Below are 17,546 nucleotides of genomic sequence, written 5' to 3'. Positions count from 1 at the left end.
CGAACTCACCGGGGACGCCGCCTCCTACATGCGGCCCAACTTCTTCACCAACACCCCCGACATCCTGCACGCCTACCTCCAGCACGGCGGCCGCCCCGCCTTCGAGGTCCGCGCCGTCCTGGCCGCCACCCTCTCCCCCTCCTGGGGCATCTACAGCGGCTACGAACTGTGCGAGAACACCCCCCTGCGCGAAGGCAGCGAGGAATACCTCCACAGCGAGAAGTACCAGCTCCGCCCCCGCGACTGGGACACCGCCGAACGCCAGGGCCGCACCCTCACCCCCCTCATCACCCGGCTCAACACCATCCGCCGGGACAATCCCGCCCTGCGGCAACTGCGCGACCTCCACTTCCACCACGCGGACCAGGACGCGGTCGTCGCGTACTCGAAGCGGAAGGGTTCGAACACCGTTCTGGTGGTCGCCAACCTCGACCCCCACCACACCCAGGAGGCCACGGTCTCGTTGGACATGCCGCAACTCGGCCTGGACTGGCATGAGTCGGCACCGGTGCGCGACGAGCTCACCGGCGAGACCTACTCATGGGGCAGGGCCAACTATGTGCGTCTCGGCCCGGGCGGGGCACATGTACTCGTCGTCGGCCAGGGGTCCGGGGAAGGGCTCCCCGACGAGCACGGCAGGGTTCTGCGACCGTCCACCCCGCAGATCGGAGGGTCACCCACCACATGATCGTCAACGAGCCCGTTCCGGACACCTTCGAGGACACCCCCGCCAAGGACCGGGACCCCGACTGGTTCAAACGAGCCGTCTTCTACGAGGTCCTGGTCCGCTCCTTCCAGGACAGCAACGGTGACGGCATCGGCGACCTCAAGGGCCTGACCGCCAAGCTGGACTATTTGCAGTGGCTGGGCGTCGACTGCTTATGGCTGCCGCCCTTCTTCAAGTCGCCGCTGCGCGACGGCGGCTACGACGTCGCCGACTACACCTCCGTCCTGCCCGAGTTCGGCGACCTCGCCGACTTCGTCGACTTCGTCGACTCGGCCCATCAGCGCGGCATGCGCGTGATCATCGACTTCGTCATGAACCACACCAGCGACCAGCATCCGTGGTTCCAGGAGTCGAGAAACGATCCCGACGGACCGTACGGCGACTACTACATCTGGGCCGACGACGACAAGCAGTTCCAGGACGCGCGGATCATCTTCGTCGACACCGAGGCGTCCAACTGGACGTACGACCCCGTACGCAAGCAGTACTACTGGCACCGCTTCTTCTCGCATCAGCCGGACCTCAACTACGACAACCCGGCGGTGCAGGAGGAGATGATCTCCGCGCTGAAGTTCTGGCTGGACCTGGGGATCGACGGCTTCCGGCTGGACGCGGTGCCGTACCTGTACCAGCAGGAGGGGACGAACTGCGAGAACCTCCCGAAGACCCACGCGTTCCTGAAGCGGGTCCGCAAGGAGATCGACACCCACTACCCGGACACGGTGGTGCTGGCGGAGGCCAACCAGTGGCCGGAGGACGTCGTCGACTACTTCGGCGACTACGCCGCCGGCGGCGACGAGTGCCACATGGCCTTCCACTTCCCCGTCATGCCCCGCATCTTCATGGCCGTACGGCGCGAGTCCCGCTACCCGGTCTCCGAGATCCTCGCCAAGACCCCGGCCATCCCCTCGGGATGCCAGTGGGGCATCTTCCTGCGCAACCACGACGAGCTGACCCTGGAAATGGTCACCGACGAGGAACGCGACTACATGTGGGCGGAGTACGCCAAGGACCCCCGCATGCGCGCCAACATCGGCATCCGGCGCAGGCTCGCCCCACTGTTGGACAACGACCGCAACCAGATCGAGCTGTTCAACGCGCTGCTGCTGTCCCTGCCGGGGTCGCCGATCATCTACTACGGCGACGAGATCGGCATGGGCGACAACATCTGGCTCGGTGACCGCGACGCGGTGCGCACGCCCATGCAGTGGACCCCGGACCGCAACGCCGGATTCTCCTCCTCCGACCCGGGCCGGCTCTTCCTGCCGACGATCATGGATCCGGTCTACGGCTACCAGGTGACCAACGTCGAGGCGTCCATGGCGTCCCCGTCGTCCCTGCTGCACTGGACCCGGCGGATGATCGAGATCCGCAAACAGAACCCGGCCTTCGGCCTCGGCTCCTACACCGAGCTGCCCTCCTCCAACCCCGCGGTCCTCGCCTTCCTGCGCGAGGCCCCGCCGAACGGGGAGAACGAGGACGATCTGGTGCTCTGCGTGAACAACTTCTCACGCTTCGCACAGCCCACGGAGCTGGATCTCAGCGCTTTCGCGGGGCGGCACCCGGTCGAGCTGTTCGGCGGGGTGCGTTTCCCGGCCGTCGGCGAGCTGCCGTATCTGCTGACCCTCGGGGGGCACGGCTTCTACTGGTTCCGGCTCCGCAAGGACGCCGCGTAGAACCCGGGCGGGACGGTTTTCACCGGCTCGCCCTGGGCACGCATCAGTAACACCCCGCCCACCGGCGGCGCCCCCTGCGGCGCGCCGAAAGAGGGGAGAGGACGCGACGCCATGTCGGAAGCCGTCACACGCACCGCCACGACACCGCCCGGCCTCCTTGCGTCACTGGATCCACTGCTGAGGGAGTGGCTGCCGCGGCAGCGCTGGTTCGCGGGCAAGGGCCGCCCAGTCACCGGGTTCGACCTGGTCGCGGCCACCGAACTGCTGCCGTCCACCGCCAAGCTGGGCCTGTACCACCTGCTGGTGCGCGCCCACCAGCCGCTCCAGCCCGGCCACGGCGGCCATGAGTGGCCCGGCAACTGCTACCAGCTGCTCATAGGCGTGCGCGAGGCGCTGCCACCCCGGCTGGCGCCCGCGCTGATCGGCCATATGACCCGGGGCCCGCTGGCCGGACGGACGGTCTACGAGGCCCTGCACGACACCCGGCCCGCCGAACTGCTCCTGGAGGCCCTGCGCACCCAGGCCCGGATCGGCGGGCTTCGCTTCGAGCGGGACCCGCACCAGGAGATCCGCCCCGGCCTGGTACCGCGCCTGATGACCGCGGAGCAGTCCAACTCGTCGGTCGTCTACGGAGATACGTTCATTCTGAAGCTGTTCCGCCGGATCGTGCCCGGCACCAACCCCGACCTGGAGCTGCCGCTGGTGCTGGCCCGGGAGGGCTGCTCCCGGGTGCCGCCGCCGACGGCCTGGATGGTCGCGGACCCGGACGTCTCTCCCGGCGCGCCGCCCTCGGCCGAGCCGTACGTCCTGGGGGTGCTCCAGCCGTATGTGCAGGGTGCGACGGACGGCTGGGAACTGGCGCTGCGGGAGCTCGCCAAGGGCGAGGACTTCGTCGCCGAGGCGCGGGCCCTGGGGCGGGCCACCGCCGAGGTGCACATCGCGCTGGCCCGCGCGCTGCCGACGGTCACGCTCGGCCACACCCAGCTCCGCTCCATGGTCGACGGCATGAGGGCGCGGCTGGACGCGGCGATGCACGCGGTGCCGACGCTGCGGCCGTACGCGGACGGGCTCCGTTCCGCGTACACGGCGCTGGACGACCTGGCCGCCGAGGGCCACACCTGGACGGCCCAGCGGGTGCACGGCGATCTGCATCTCGGGCAGTGTCTGCGCTCCCCGGCGGGAGAGTGGTCGCTGATCGACTTCGAGGGGGAGCCGGACCGGCCGCTGGCCGAGCGGCGGATGCCGCAGCCGGCGGTGCGCGACGTCGCCGGAATGCTGCGCTCCTTCGACTATGCGGCGCGTTCGGTGGACCCGCCGCAGCCGGAGTGGGCCGAGCACTGCCGGGCGGCGTACTGCTCCGGGTACGCGGAGACCGCGGGCCGCGATCCGCGCACGGAGCCGGTGCTGCTGCGCGCGTGCGAGACCGACAAGGCGGTGTACGAGGTGGTCTACGAGGCCCGGCACCGCCCCGACTGGCTCCCCGTCCCGATGGCCGCGGTGCGGCGGCTGGCCGCGGCCGACCTTCCCTGACCTGACCCGATCCGATCCGATCCGTCCTTCGTCCAGGAGGCTTCGCCCAGTGACCCCCCGCCCCGAGTCCAGCGGTTCGCATCCGGAGCAGCCGGCCGAGCAGCGGCTCACCGAGCCGCCGGCGCCCGCACGGAAAAAGGCAGCCGTGAAGAAGGACAGTGCGCACAAGACCCCGGCGAAGAAGAGCGCCGCGGCGGCGAAGGCCACGGCCAAGAAGGCGGCGACCGAGAAGACGACGGTGAAGAAGGCGGTGAAGAAGGCGACGAAGCGGGCGACACAGATCGCCGTCTCCCCCGCCGTGGACGCCGCCGACCGGGAGCGGCTGCTGAACGGCACCCACCACGCCCCGCACTCCGTGCTCGGCGCGCATCCGGTGCCCGGCGGGGTCGTCTTCCGGGCGTTCCGGCCGTACGCCCTGGCGGTGACCGTGCTCTCCGGGGGACTGACCGTCGAACTGCACGACGACGGTGACGGGTTCTTCTCGGCTCTGCTGCCGCTGCGGGAGGTCCCGGCGTACCGGCTGCTGGTGTCGTACGAGGGGACGACCCAGGAGACCGAGGACGCCTACCGCTTCCTGCCGACGCTCGGCGAGCTCGACCTGCATCTGATCGGCGAGGGCCGGCACGAGGAGCTGTGGACGGTGCTGGGCGCGCACCCGATGACGCACCAAGGGGTCACCGGCACCCGCTTCTCGGTGTGGGCGCCGAACGCCCGCGGAGTGCGGGTGGCGGGCTCCTTCAACTTCTGGGACGGCACCGGCTTTCCCATGCGGTCGCTGGGCTCGACGGGGGTGTGGGAGCTGTTCGTGCCGGGGATCGGCGAGGGCGAGCTGTACAAGTTCGAGATCACCCGCCCCGACGGCTCCCGGACCCTGCGCGCCGACCCGCTGGCCCGCCGCACCGAGGTGCCGCCGGCGACGTCGTCGGTCATCACCTCCTCCACGTACGAGTGGGGCGACGCGGAGTGGCTGGAGCGGCGGGCGGAGGTGCCCGCGCACCGGGCGCCGTTCTCGGTGTACGAGGTCCATCTACCATCCTGGCGACCGGGTCTGACCTACCGTCAGCTGGCGGAGCAACTCCCCGCCTACGTCAAGGACCTCGACTTCACCCACGTCGAGCTGATGCCGGTCGCCGAGCATCCCTTCGGCGGCTCCTGGGGTTACCAGGTCACCGGGTTCTACGCGCCCACGGCCCGGCTCGGCACCCCCGACGACTTCCGATACCTGGTCGACGCCCTGCACCGGGCCGGCATCGGGGTACTGATGGACTGGGTGCCCGCGCACTTCCCGCGCGACGAGTGGGCGCTGGCGGAGTTCGACGGCCGGCCGCTCTACGAGCACGAGGATCCGCTGCGGGCCGCGCACCCCGACTGGGGCACCCTGGAGTTCGACTTCGGCCGGCGCGAGGTGCGCAACTTCCTGGTGGCCAACGCCCTGTACTGGTGCGAGGAGTTCCACATCGACGGGCTGCGGGTGGACGCGGTCGCCTCGATGCTCTACCTGGACTACTCGCGGGAGCCGGGCCAGTGGACGCCGAACGAGCACGGCGGCCGGGAGAACCTGGACGCGGTGGCGTTCCTGCAGGAGATGAACGCGACCGTGTACCGCAGGGTGCCGGGGGTCGTGACGATCGCGGAGGAGTCCACGGCGTGGGACGGCGTCACCCGGGCCACCCACCACAAGGGCCCGAGCGGCTTCGGCGGGCTGGGGTTCGGGCTGAAGTGGAACATGGGCTGGATGCACGACTCGCTGCAGTACATGAGCCATGAGCCGGTCCATCGCCGGTACCACCACGGCGAGATGACGTTCTCGATGGTGTACGCCTACAGCGAGAACTACGTGCTGCCGATCTCCCATGACGAGGTGGTGCACGGCAAGCGGTCCCTGGTGTCGAAGATGCCAGGCGACTGGTGGCAGCAGCGCGCGAACCTGCGCGCCTACCTGGCCTTCATGTGGGCCCACCCCGGCAAGCAACTGCTCTTCATGGGGCAGGAGTTCGCGCAGGGAGCGGAGTGGTCGGAGGCGCACGGCCCCGACTGGTGGCTGCTGGACCCGCAGTACGGTGCCGAGGCCGACCACCGCGGGGTGCGCGACCTGGTGCGCGACCTCAACACCGTCTACCGGAACACCCCGGCGCTGTGGCGGGGCGACACCGAGCCGTCCGGTTTCCGGTGGGTGACCGGGGACGCGGCGGAGGACAACGTGTTCGCCTTCCTGCGGTACGACGCCGACGGCTCCCCCCTGCTCGCGGTGTCCCACTTCGCGCCGGTGGTCCGGCAGGACTACCGGATCGGGGTGCCCGACGACCTGCCCGCCTGGCACGAGGCCGTGAACACCGACGCCGGCCGCTACGGCGGCGGTGACATCACGAACCCGGACCCGGTCAAGCCGGAGCCGCAGGGGTGGCACGGCTACCCGGCGAGCATCCGGCTGACCCTGCCGCCCCTGGCGACGGTATGGCTGCGCCCGGCCTGAGGCGCGGGCTCCGGCTCAGGACAGGCCCTCGGCCGGCGGCTTCGGCTCAGCCCAGGGCCTCGGCCAGCGGCTTCGGCAGCGGCTCGGTGTGCAGGACGCCGAGCCGCTGGGTGGCGCGGGTGAGCGCCACATACAGGTCGCTGGTGCCGTAGCGGCCCGGTTCCACGACGAGGACCGAGTCGAACTCCAGCCCCTTGGCCTGGCGCGGGTCGAGCAGGACGACGTCCTGCGTCAGGTCCGGCTCGGCGCCGGCCGTGACCCCCTCCAGCGGTGCGGCCAGCGCCCTGTGCAGCTCTCGCGGGGCGATGACGGCGAGACGGCCCTCGGCGGGGGTGAGCTCCGCGACGGCCTTGGCGGCGGCGCCGGGCAGGTCGTCGGTGGCCCGGGCCCAGGGGCGTACGCCCGTGGAGCGAACGGAGCCGGGCGGCTCGAACCCCGGGTGCTCGGCGCGTACCACCGCGGCGGCGACGTCCATGATCTCGGCCGGGGTGCGGTAGTTGACGCCGAGCCGGGTGTGCTTCCAGCGGTCCTCGACGTAGGGGGTGAGGATGTCCGCCCAGGAGCCGACCCCGCCCGCCTCCGAGGTCTGCGCCGGGTCGCCGACCAGGGTCATCGAGCGGGTGGGGCTGCGCCGCATGAGCAGCCGCCAGGCCATCGGGGACAGTTCCTGCGCCTCGTCGACGATGATGTGCCCGAACGCCCATGTGCGGTCGGCGGCGGCGCGTTCGGCGGCGCTGCGGTGGTCGTCCTCCTCGTGCCGTTCGGCGAAGCGTTCGGCGTCGATGATGTCGTGCGCCGACAGCACCTCGGAGGAGTCGGGGTCGTCATCCTCCTTGTCCTCGAACTCGTAGGTGCGGGAGGCGTACGAGACGTCCAGCACGCCCTGGGCGTAGGCGATCTTGTTCTGCCGCTCGCGTTCGGCGCGCTCGCGGGCGAGCCGGTCGTCCTCGCCGAGGAGTTCGGCGGCCTCGTCGAGCAGGGGCACGTCGGAGACGGTCCAGTGCCGGGTGACGGGGCGGCGGATCGCGGCGGCGTCCTCATCGGGCAGATAGCCCTCGGGGGCGGCGAGGAAGTCGGCGACCAGACGCTCCGGGGTGACCCGGGGCCACAACTGGTCGATGGCGGACCAGACCTCGGGGTTGTCGGCGAGCTCGTCGCGGATCTGCGTGATGTCGCTGGGGTCGAGCAGATTGCTGCCGTCGTAGGGGTCGGTGCCGATGCGTTCGGCAAGCATGTCGGTGAGCGCGTTGAGGATGTGGCCCTCGAAGTGCTCCCGGGCCACGTTGTGCGGCAGCTTCGCGGCCCGGGTGCGTTCCTGGGCGACGTTGACCAGGCCGTCGTCCAGCATGAGGATCTCGCGGTCGTGCTCGATCGCGATCACCGGATCGGGCAGCGCCTGCCGGTCGCGTACGACGTCGGCGAGGACGTCGGCCATCCGCGCCCCGCCCTTGACGGCGGCGGCCTCGGGGGTGTCCGTGCGGGTGGTCTTCACCCCGGGGTACAGCTCGCCGACGGTCGCCAGCAGCACCCCGGTCTCGCCGAGGCTCGGGAGCACCTGACCGATGTAGCCGAGGAACGCGGGGTTGGGGCCGACGATCAGGACGGCGCGGCGGGCCAGCAGCTCGCGGTGTTCGTAGAGCAGGAACGCGGCGCGGTGCAGGGCCACGGCGGTCTTGCCCGTGCCGGGGCCGCCCTCGACGACCATGACCCCGCGGTGCGGGGCGCGGATGATGCGGTCCTGGTCGGCCTGGATGGTGCGCACGATGTCGCTCATCCGGCCGGTGCGCGCGGAGTTGAGGGCGGCGAGCAGGACGGCGTCGCCGGTGGGGTCCTCGTGTCCGGTGCGCGTCTCGTCGCCGAGGTCGAGGATCTCGTCGTGCAGGGCGGTGACCCTGCGCCCCTCGGTGGCGATGTGCCGGCGGCGCCTGAGCCCCATCGTGGTGTGCCCGGTGGCCAGGTAGAAGGGTCGGGCGACCCGGGCGCGCCAGTCGATGAGGATCGGCGTGCGCTCGGCGTCGTCGGCGCGCAGTCCGATGCGGCCGATGTGGTGGGTCTCGCCCGAGGTGAGGTCGATCCGGCCGAAGCAGAGGGAGCCGTCCACCGCGTTCAGCGCGGCGAGCAGCCCGGAGCGCTCGGCGACCAGGATGTCCCGCTCCAGCCTGGCCTGCCGGGGGGTGTGGCCCTGCGCGAGCGCGTCCGTGACGCCGGCCTCGGCGTCATCGCGCAGGGCGTCCACGCGTGCGTACAGTCCGTCGATGAATTCCTGTTCCTGCCGCAATTCATCGTCCGGAAATTCGGTGTTTGACAATTCCGCTCCCGCCCGGATATACTGTGCTCACTGAACTTCACCGTGACTTCTTTCTTGCGAAGTCGCGAACCAGTAAATATACGCAAAGAAAACCCCCGGGCGCAATTAGCCGGGGGTTTATTTGTGTCGGAATCGTGTCCGCATGCGTCGTATCGGGATTGGCGCCCCCATTCAGCGGAAGCGAAGGGCCGGGCGGTCGGGCTCACGGGGGAAGGAGCCCGGCCGCCCGGCCGTGGGGGGAGGCTCGGCAGGGTCATGCCGGGCCTCCGGTGCCGGGCGGCAGGGCTACGGGGGAGCGCCCTGCCGCCCGGGGTCTGCGGGAAGCGGTGCGGGCCGTCAGGCCTTGGCCAGCTCCTTCTCGCCGCCCGGCTCGGCCTGCTCGGCTGCGGAGCCGTCCGCGTCGCCCGCGCCGCCGTGGTCGTCCAGGAGCGTCTGCTCGTCGAAGGGGGCACGGCCCGCGAGGACCTCGTCCACCCGGTCCCGGTCGATCTCCTTGGTCCAGGTGCCGATCAGGACGGTGGCGATGGCGTTGCCCGCGAAGTTGGTCAGGGCGCGGGCCTCGCTCATGAAGCGGTCGATGCCCACGATGAGGCCGATGCCGTCCACCAGGGCGGGCTTGTGCGACTGCAGACCGCCGGCCAGCGTGGCGAGCCCCGCACCGGAGACACCGGCGGCGCCCTTCGAGGCGACCAGCAGGAAGAGCAGCAGCGGGATCTGCTCGCCGATCGACATCGGGGTGCCCATGGCGTCGGCGATGAACAGCGAGGCCATGGTCATGTAGATCATGGTGCCGTCGAGGTTGAACGAGTAGCCGGTCGGGACGGTGATGCCGACCACCGGCTTGCTGACGCCGAGGTGCTCCATCTTCGCGATGAGGCGCGGCAGCGCCGACTCCGAGGACGAGGTGGACAGGATCAGCAGGAACTCGCGGCCCAGGTACTTCAGGAGCGAGAAGACGTTCACGCCCGCGATGACCCGCAGCAGCGTGCCCAGCACCAGGAAGATGAACAGGACGCAGGTGAGGTAGAAGCCGAGCATCAGCACGGCCAGGCTCTTGAGCGCGTCGACGCCGGCCGAGCCGGTGACCGCCGCGATGGCGCCGAAGGCACCGATCGGGGCCGCCCACATGATCATCGCCAGGACGCGGAAGACCAGCCGCTGGATGTGCTCGACGCCGCGCAGCACGGGCTGTCCGGCGGAGCCCATGGCCTGCAGGGCGAAGCCGCAGAGCAGGGCGATCAGCAGGGTCTGCAGGACCTCGCCCGCGGTGAAGGCGGAGACGATCGTGGTCGGGATGATGCCCATCAGGAAGTCGACGGTGCTCTTGGCCTCCGCGTCGACCTGCGCCTGGCCGGTCTCCTTGACCGCGTCGGTCACCGCCAGGCCCGTGCCCGGGTCCAGGATGTTGCCGACGACGAGGCCGATGGCGAGTGCCACGACCGACATCACCAGGAAGTAGCCCAGGGCGATACCGCCGACGGCGCCGACCTTGGCGGCCTTCCGCACGGAGCCGATGCCCAGCACGATGGTGCAGAAGATGATCGGCGAGATCATCATCTTGATCAGGTTCACGAATCCGGTGCCGAGCGGCTTCAGCTCGGTGGCGAAGTCGGGTGCGATCAGACCGACGGCGATACCGAGGGCGACCGCGATGATGACCGCGATGTAGAGATAGTGCGTGCGGTCCCGCTTGGCTGGGGGTGCGGCAGGTGCCGTAGCGGCAGTGCTGGTCACGGCGGCTCTCCTTGACGACGTCGTCGGCATCACCGGCGTGCGGCTCACGTCCGGGGAGATGGCGGTCAGGGCCGGCGGACGGGCCCTGGGGACTGCCGTGACTATGTCGTGCCTTGTGAGCGCGGTCACCCTTCTGTTCATTTAGTTCATCGTCGAAGCGCCAGGCAGACTGACGTCATGCGCATCCCCCTCCCCCGGCCCCGCAGCCTCGCGGGGCAGCTGTTCGCCATGCAGGCCGTGCTCATCGCGGTGGTCGTGGCCGGGTACGCGCTGTTCACCTACGTCGGCGACCGCAGCCAGGCCGAGGAGGCGGCGGGCCGCCAGGCGACCGCGGTGGCCCGTTCGGTCGCCGACTCGCCGTCCGTGCGGGAGGCGATCCGTACGTCCGACCCGTCGGCGCGGCTCCAGCCGTACGCGCTGGCGGTGGTGCGCGACACCGACGTGGACTTCGTCACGATCATGGATCCGCGGGGCATCCGCTGGACCCATCCGAACCCCGACCAGATCGGGCTGCTCTTCCGGGGCCACACGGCCCCGGCACTGCGCGGCCGCACCTTCACCGAGACCTACACCGGCACCCTCGGCCCGTCGGTGCGAGCCGTCACCCCGATCCGGGAGGGCGACCGCATCGTCGGTCTGGTGAGCGCCGGTATAAGGGTCGAGGAGATCAGCCAGCGCGCCCGGGGACAGCTGACCGCGCTGCTCGCGGTCGCGGCCGGCGCGCTCGGGCTGGGCGCGGTCGGCACGTACGTCATCAACGCCCGGCTGCGCCGTCACACCCACGGCATGAACGCCACCGAGCTCAGCCATATGCACGACTACCATCAGGCCGCGCTGCACGCCGTACGCGAGGGGCTGCTGATGCTGGACGGCCAGTACCGGGTGGCGCTGATCAACGACGGCGGCCGGGAGCTGCTCGGCGTGGATCAGGAGGAGGACGTGGTGGGCAGGTCGGTGGCGGAGCTGGGCCTTCCGGCGCCGCTGACGGGCGCGCTGCTCGCCTCGGAGCCCCGGGTGGACGAGGTGCACCTGGCGGCGGACCGGGTGCTGGTGGTGAACACCTCGCCGGTCACCGGCGGCCAGCGGCGCGGCTCGGTGGTGACGCTGCGGGACGTGACCGAGCTCCAGTCGCTGATGGGCGAGCTGGACTCGGAGCGCGGCTTCACGCAGGCGCTGCGTTCACAGGCGCACGAGGCGGCGAACCGGCTGCACACCGTGGTCTCGCTGATCGAGCTGGGCCGGGCGGAGGAGGCGGTGGACTTCGCGACGGCCGAGCTGGAGCTGGCGCAGGCGCTCACCGACCAGGTGGTCGCGGCGGTGAGCGAGCCGGTCCTGGCGGCGCTGCTGCTGGGCAAGACCGCGCAGGCAAACGAGCGAGGCGTGGAGCTGGTGGTGTCGGCGGACAGCCGCCTGGACGACGGCCTCCTCCCGGACACCCTGCCCGCCCGGGACCTGGTCACCATCCTCGGCAACCTGATCGACAACGCCGTGGACGCGGCGCAGGGCGGGCTGCGGTCCCGGGTGACGGTGACAGCACTAACGGAAACGGGAGAGGACGGCTCGGAGCTGATCCTGCGGGTCTCCGACACCGGCCCGGGAGTGGACCCGGACCACGCGCAGGCGGTCTTCCGGCGGGGCTTCACGACCAAGCCGTCCGGCCCGGCCGGCCGGGGCCTGGGCCTCGCCCTGGTGCAGCAGGCGGTGACCCGGCACGGCGGCGCGCTGTCGGTGACCTCGGGCGAGGAGGGCGGCGCGGTATTCGAGGCACGGCTGCCGCTCGGGAACGGCGGCGCGGCGAACGGCACTCGGGGGGACGGCGACACCGGCTTGGGCGCGGTTGCCGGACGGGCCGCAGCGTCCGGCCCGGGGGGCGTCGGCGTGCACCGGACCTCCGTGGGGCCGGTCGCCGGGGAGCCGGTCGCCGAGGGTCCGGGAGGCGTCGTATGACCGCCAAGCCGATCAGAGTGCTGGTGGTCGAGGACGATCCGGTCGCCGCGGACGCCCATGTGATGTACGTCGGCCGGGTGCCGGGGTTCGTCGCGGTCGGCAAGGCGCACACGGGGGCGGAGGCCCGCCGCGCGCTGGAGCGCACACCCGTCGACCTGCTCCTCCTCGACCTGCACCTGCCCGATGTGCACGGTCTCCAGCTGGCCCGCTCCCTCCGGGCGGCCGGCCACCACGCCGATGTGATCGCGGTGACCTCGGCGCGGGACCTGGCGGTCGTCCGCGAGGGGGTGTCCCTGGGCGTCGTGCAGTACGTACTGAAACCGTTCACGTTCGCGACCCTGCGGGACCGTCTGGTGCGGTACGCGGAGTTCCACGCGGCGGTGGGCGAGGCCAGCGGCCAGGAGGAGGTGGACCGGGCGCTGGCCGCCCTGCGCGCCCCCGGCCCGGCCGCCCTGCCGAAGGGCCTGAGCGCACCGACCCTGGAACGGGTGACGGTGGCCCTGCGCGACGCCGGGGAGGGTCTGACGGCCGCCGGCGTCGCGGAGGCGGTCGGCATCTCCCGCATCACGGCCCGCCGCTACCTGGAACACCTGGTCGATGCCGGCCGCGCGGCCCGCCGCCCGCAGTACGGGACGGTGGGACGGCCGGAGTTGCAGTACCGGTGGGTTCGGGGGGTGGAGAAGGGCGGTTGAAAGGGAGCGGTGGCCGGTTGGGCGGCCCAGGTGCGCGCCTGGGGGCTTCGTCTCCGCGTCCTCGACCAGGGCCGCCAGTGTGCCGCTTCCCTACGCTGCATCCCTGCGCTGCACGTTCATGCAACCTTCGCGTACCACACGACCTGTGAGCCAAGCCCCGCCACGGCGAGCGCCTCCAGCACCGACAGGGTGATCATCAGCCCGCCGCCGTCGCCGTTCACCCAGAACACGACCAGGGCGGCCAGCGGTACCGCACAGAACGCCGTCAGGTCGATCACGGTCTGAACGGTCTTGCGGGCCCGGCGCCGGGTGTCGGTCCGGTGGTACGCCTCCCACCCGAAGGTGGTGAAACCGCCCCCGCTCGGCACAAGCGCGGCCAACCGGGGCCCCAGATCGTCCCGGACGTAGCGGCCGATCGCCGAGATCTTCTCGTCGTTGACCAGGTAGGTCCAGCCGAGCACCACACACACCGGGGGCAGCGCCAGCAGCATCGAAGGCTGCTTGGCCTGGGCCGCGGCGGCGATGACGGCGGCCACGACGGCCAGCGTCACGTAGAGGAGGTTGTCCCGGAACCCGATCCTCGCCTTCTGCTCGTCCTTCACGGTCTGGTACTCGGCGAGCAGCAACTGCCCAACGGTGAGGTCCTGTTCCGCCACTCGATCCCCTTCCCACAGTTGTAACTTACGACTATCCAGGAGACCCGGCCCACTGTTCTGGTCCTCACCGCGCTTCCGCTCGATATGCCGCTGTTCGCGCGCACGTCGAGGAGCGGGAGGAACTGGTGCACCGCGACGGAACCCGAGTCGAGCAGGGCCAACTACCCGGCACTCCCTGGCACGTCGCCTTGGCCGAACTCGGCATGGGCGCCGACCGGGCCGCCGCCCTCACCACCCAGCTCATCAACTGGCTCCGTCCCGAGGCCGTGTTCTTCGTCGGGTCGCCGGCAGCCTGAAGGACGACGTCGGGATCGGCGAAGTCGTCGTGGGCACGCAGCTGTACCAGATCTTCCGGCCCGCGCCCGCCGCAAGGTGGCGCCCTGCGAACCGACTCGCCGGTAGCCGTACCTTCCTACAATCAGTGATCCTGGCCGAACAGACCGTAGTCACCCCCTGCGCCCGGGCCTAGCTTGTGGGACGTGCACCGACCCTCCACTCGCACCGACCGCCATCCACCCCCGCCGTTCAACGCCCCCGCCGCCCGCCGGCTGCGGGCCGCCCTGGGCATGGGCCCGGAGCATGTCGCCCGCGCCCTGCGCGGCTCGTACGGACTGCCGTACGTCACCCCCGCGCTCGTCGCCGCCTGGGAGCGCGGGACCGCCGCCCCCTCCCATCCCGAACTCACCGCCCTGGCCGGTGCGCTGTGGTGCTCGCCCGGTGACCTCATCGGGCGGCCGCGCACCCTGCGCGAGCACCGCGTCGCGCGCGGTCTGGCGCCCGAGGACGTCGCCCGCGCGGTCGGCCACGAACTGCACGCGTATCTGCGGATGGAGGAGACGGGCCAGTGGCACGGCACCGAGCGGCAGTCGGCCGCCCTGGCCCGGATGCTCGCCCTCTCCCTGGCCGACGTCATCACCGTCACGGGCCGCGAGGACCGGCTCGCGGAGCTGCTCCGCAGCGCGGCGACGACGCGCTGGCAGGCGTATGTGCGTCCGGTGTCGAAGATCGCCTCGCTGGAACGACGCGTGCTGGAGGAGGCGTTGCACCGCCTGCACCAGGATTATCAGGGACACATGGCCGCCACGCTCAGCTGGGGCGGCGGGCGCGGGGACGCAGGGGACAGCGGCCGCGAGTTCCTCGACCGCATCGTCGACCACTTCTGGACGGCGGTCGAGGACCCCAGCCGGTGAACTCGCCGCTCGGGTCAACGTCGGTAATCAGCCAAAGGGTTCACCCCCATGTCCGGCGTCGACGGGCCGCCTTAGGATCATTTGTGTCGCGACCCTGACCAGACCACAGGTGTCCAGACGCTACGGGGGCATGATGCGAATCGAACGTGCACGGCCGCACGCAATTTTCCGACTCGCGAGCTGCGTGCGGCGCGGACTCGCGAGACCGGAGGGCCCTGTCCGAGGTGCCGTTCCCACCCGTCGGCGCACCTGTGCACCACCGCGCCGCAGCCGGTCCCACCACGGCCCGTTCCTCCTCACGGTTGAGCCGACCGGCCGGCCCGCGGGGTCTCCCCCCACCCTCCCCCCAGCTGCAGGACGAGCGGCCCTACGCCTCTCACAGCCTCCGGAGCCGAGTAGGCGACTGCCTGCCCGCAGTCGCCGCAGCGAGGCGGCCGAAACGTACCTGCACGCTGCACCCAGCTTGTGAGGCTCATCGTGCCCTACCTCTCCGAGTCCTCGGGGCACCCGCCCGCGGAGACTCCCGACTCCCCCCACCACGGCCTTCCGGCACACGGGACGACAACGACACCGCCCGCCGCACCCTCCCACCGAGGGGCGCACCGGCCTACGCCGGGCTCCGCGCAACTGCGCGCCATGCGGCAGGACGCCGAGAAGCTCACGAGACAGACCCGGCGGCGACTTGCCGTGTGCCTGACCGCGCCTCCTCTGGCCTTCATCCTGCTCGCGGAAGTACCCGACCCGCACCCCGTCCTCGCCCTCGCGTCCGTCCTCTACGCCCTTCACCTGGGAGCGCTGCTGCGTCCGGTGTGGACCGGACACCCGTACCCGGTCACGCCGTTCGTCCTGCTCGCCCCCGCCTTCCTGTGGTTGGCCTGCCTCTGGCTGCTCCCCTACACCGGTGCGTTCGCACGGACGGAGGTCGTCCCGCTCGCCGGAATGGCCGTCGTGCCCGTGGCCCTCGTGGTGGCCGAATCTTCGCTGCGCGTCCGGTCGGCCACCGTGGCCGTGTGTCTCGCGGTGGCCGCCGCCGTCACCCCGCACGCGCCAATGGCCTCGGCCCTGACCGTCGGCGGAGTGTTCCTGGCCGTCGTCGCCGCCGTTCGCAGCGCGATGCGGCCTGTCACCGTCATCTCCCGGCTGGAGATCGCCGCGGACGTGGCCGCCCAGCAGGCGGTGGCCGACGAGCGGCTGCGGATGTCCCGCGATCTGCACGACACACTGGGACGGCATCTGGCCGTCATCGCGATCAAGTCCGAGCTCATCGCGCACACCGGAAAGCTGGAGGAGATAGAGCAGCTGCAGGTGCTGGCGAGGGCGTCGCAGAGCGAGCTGCGGGCGGTGGTGAACGCCGCGCGGACCACGTCGCTCGACGACGAGCTGGACGGCGCGCGCTCCCTGCTCGGGGCCTGCGGCATCCGGTGCGGGGTGACCTGGGAGAACCGCGGCCCGAGCATGCCCCCGGAGGTGCAGGAGTCGCTCGGCTGGGCCGTGCGGGAAGCGGCCACGAACATCATGCGGCACGCCCCCGAGGCCACGGCCTGCACCATCACGCTCACCAGGTCCGGCGCGGGCGAGGCGGACGAGTGCGCCTTGCGCGTGGTGAACGACGGTGTGCGCGATGTTCCGGGCCCGCGTCCGGGATCCGGTACGGGCATGGACGGACTGGCGCAACGCGTCGCACCGCTGGGAGGACGGCTGGAGCACGGCCCCGGACCGCGCGGCACGTACCGCCTCGTGGTCACCGTTCCCCTCGCGCGGGGGAGGGCGGCGTGAGCATTCGAGTTCTCCTGGCGGACGACGAGAAACTGGTCCTGGGAGCGTTCTCGGTGCTGCTGGCGGCCGAGGACGACATCGACGTGGTCGGTGAGGCCGCGGGTGGCGTGGAAGCGGCCGAGCTGGCGAGGAATCTCGTCCCGGACGTCTGCGTCCTGGATCTGAGCATGCCCGACAAGAGCGGAATCAGCGTCATCCGCGACCTGCGGCTGACCCGGCCCTCCGTGCGGTGCCTGGTGGTCACCTCCCATACGGCGCCGGGTTATCTCACCTCGGCCCTGTCCGCGGGAGCCCGGGGTTTCGTGCCGAAAACGACGTCGGCGAAGGAACTGGCCGACATCATCAGGACGGTTCACCGCGGCGTCTCCTACGTCGATCCGGACGCGGCCGCCCAGGCGCTCGCGGCGGGAGAGTCCCCGCTGACCCGGCGGGAGGCGGACGTTCTGGCGCTGTCCGCGGACGGGGCCCCCATCGACACGGTGGCGCGGCGCGCGGTCCTCACGCCCGGGACCGTACGCAACCACCTGTCGAGGATCGCCGGCAAACTGAAGGCGGCCAACCGGCATGAGGCCGCCCATGTGGCCCGGAAACAGGGCTGGATCTGACCTTGCGTGGCCTCTCGAGACGGCGTGACGTCGATCACACTTCTCCGGCCGGTCGCACCCGCGCACCGGTTCCGGCGGCGGATGCGCGGATCGAGGCGGGCAACTGCCCCACGGGCCATGATGGCAACCGTCATGGGGGAACGGTGACGGATGTCAGCGGTTCGGAACGCGGAACTCCGATTGCCGGTGTGATCCGCACCCTATCGGTGACTCCCGGCGGCTGTTTGTATCC

The 17,546-nt window shown here is 71.2% G+C and carries 12 protein-coding genes and 1 pseudogene; 10 read left to right on the top strand and 3 right to left on the bottom strand.

Going from position 1 to position 17,546, the window contains the following annotated elements:
* The 4 genes and pseudogenes from AB0L56_RS04420 to glgB all read left to right on the top strand — a co-directional run.
* Window positions 1–688: pseudogene (locus AB0L56_RS04420) on the top strand (alpha-1,4-glucan--maltose-1-phosphate maltosyltransferase); the annotation flags it as partial.
* Entirely contained in the window at window positions 685–2,403 is a 1,719-nt protein-coding gene (gene treS, locus AB0L56_RS04415) for a maltose alpha-D-glucosyltransferase (protein WP_365418764.1), read from the top strand. The pseudogene AB0L56_RS04420 and the gene treS, both read left to right, overlap by 4 nt.
* A 111-nt stretch (window positions 2,404–2,514) precedes the next feature.
* Window positions 2,515–3,933: a maltokinase gene (locus tag AB0L56_RS04410; protein ID WP_365418761.1), complete on the top strand. Its 1,419-nt coding sequence runs from the start codon at window positions 2,515–2,517 to the stop codon at window positions 3,931–3,933.
* Window positions 3,934–3,982: 49 nt separating this feature from the next.
* Entirely contained in the window at window positions 3,983–6,406 is a 2,424-nt protein-coding gene (gene glgB, locus AB0L56_RS04405) for a 1,4-alpha-glucan branching enzyme (RefSeq protein ID WP_365418758.1), read from the top strand.
* 46 nt (window positions 6,407–6,452) lie between these two features.
* On the opposite strand, the gene AB0L56_RS04400 is transcribed toward glgB, so the two are convergent.
* Both AB0L56_RS04400 and AB0L56_RS04395 read right to left on the bottom strand, forming a co-directional pair.
* A complete protein-coding gene (locus AB0L56_RS04400) occupies window positions 6,453–8,684 on the bottom strand; it encodes an ATP-dependent DNA helicase (RefSeq protein ID WP_365418879.1) in 2,232 nt (743 codons plus the stop codon).
* A gap of 366 nt (window positions 8,685–9,050) precedes the next feature.
* Window positions 9,051–10,448: a cation:dicarboxylase symporter family transporter gene (locus AB0L56_RS04395; RefSeq protein ID WP_361028596.1), complete on the bottom strand. Its 1,398-nt coding sequence runs from the start codon at window positions 10,446–10,448 to the stop codon at window positions 9,051–9,053.
* A gap of 177 nt (window positions 10,449–10,625) precedes the next feature.
* Between AB0L56_RS04395 and AB0L56_RS04390 the strand changes: the two genes are divergently transcribed.
* Both AB0L56_RS04390 and AB0L56_RS04385 read left to right on the top strand, forming a co-directional pair.
* Window positions 10,626–12,395, top strand: coding sequence for a sensor histidine kinase (locus tag AB0L56_RS04390; RefSeq protein ID WP_365418755.1), 1,770 nt, complete (start codon window positions 10,626–10,628; stop codon window positions 12,393–12,395).
* The gene (locus AB0L56_RS04385; protein ID WP_361028602.1) at window positions 12,392–13,087 is read left to right on the top strand and encodes a response regulator; all 696 of its coding nucleotides are present in this window, start codon (window positions 12,392–12,394) and stop codon (window positions 13,085–13,087) included. Before AB0L56_RS04390 ends, AB0L56_RS04385 begins: the two co-directional genes overlap by 4 nt.
* 116 nt (window positions 13,088–13,203) lie before the next feature.
* On the opposite strand, the gene AB0L56_RS04380 is transcribed toward AB0L56_RS04385, so the two are convergent.
* A complete protein-coding gene (locus tag AB0L56_RS04380; RefSeq protein ID WP_365418752.1) occupies window positions 13,204–13,743 on the bottom strand; it encodes a hypothetical protein in 540 nt (179 codons plus the stop codon).
* A gap of 125 nt (window positions 13,744–13,868) precedes the next feature.
* Here AB0L56_RS04380 and AB0L56_RS04375 point away from each other — a divergent pair, with 125 nt between their 5' ends.
* The 4 genes from AB0L56_RS04375 to AB0L56_RS04360 all read left to right on the top strand — a co-directional run bounded on the left by AB0L56_RS04375 (window position 13,869) and on the right by AB0L56_RS04360 (window position 17,314).
* Window positions 13,869–14,039, top strand: coding sequence for a hypothetical protein (locus AB0L56_RS04375; RefSeq protein WP_365418750.1), 171 nt, complete (start codon window positions 13,869–13,871; stop codon window positions 14,037–14,039).
* A gap of 174 nt (window positions 14,040–14,213) precedes the next feature.
* Window positions 14,214–14,933: a helix-turn-helix transcriptional regulator gene (locus AB0L56_RS04370; RefSeq protein ID WP_361028611.1), complete on the top strand. Its 720-nt coding sequence runs from the start codon at window positions 14,214–14,216 to the stop codon at window positions 14,931–14,933.
* Between the two features lie 636 nt (window positions 14,934–15,569).
* The gene (locus AB0L56_RS04365; protein WP_365418747.1) at window positions 15,570–16,709 is read left to right on the top strand and encodes a histidine kinase; all 1,140 of its coding nucleotides are present in this window, start codon (window positions 15,570–15,572) and stop codon (window positions 16,707–16,709) included.
* Entirely contained in the window at window positions 16,706–17,314 is a 609-nt protein-coding gene (locus tag AB0L56_RS04360) for a response regulator transcription factor (protein WP_361028617.1), read from the top strand. Before AB0L56_RS04365 ends, AB0L56_RS04360 begins: the two co-directional genes overlap by 4 nt.
* Window positions 17,315–17,546: the final 232 nt, after the last annotated feature.

Origin of the sequence: Streptomyces sp. NPDC052079 (genome assembly GCF_040680275.1) — a bacterium.
In the GTDB taxonomy this organism is placed as follows: domain Bacteria; phylum Actinomycetota; class Actinomycetes; order Streptomycetales; family Streptomycetaceae; genus Streptomyces.
Note: the sequence above shows the minus strand (reverse complement) of the source record. Positions and strands in the feature narration are given on the sequence as shown.

What these genes read in the sequence shown, in the direction of transcription:
- treS (WP_365418764.1), top strand. Translation starts at nt 685, where the DNA reads ATGATCGTCAACGAGCCCGTTCCGGACACCTTCGAGGACACCCCCGCC.
- AB0L56_RS04410 (WP_365418761.1), top strand. Translation starts at nt 2,515, where the DNA reads ATGTCGGAAGCCGTCACACGCACCGCCACGACACCGCCCGGCCTCCTT.
- AB0L56_RS04390 (WP_365418755.1), top strand. Translation starts at nt 10,626, where the DNA reads ATGCGCATCCCCCTCCCCCGGCCCCGCAGCCTCGCGGGGCAGCTGTTC.
- AB0L56_RS04385 (WP_361028602.1), top strand. Translation starts at nt 12,392, where the DNA reads ATGACCGCCAAGCCGATCAGAGTGCTGGTGGTCGAGGACGATCCGGTC.
- AB0L56_RS04365 (WP_365418747.1), top strand. Translation starts at nt 15,570, where the DNA reads ATGCGGCAGGACGCCGAGAAGCTCACGAGACAGACCCGGCGGCGACTT.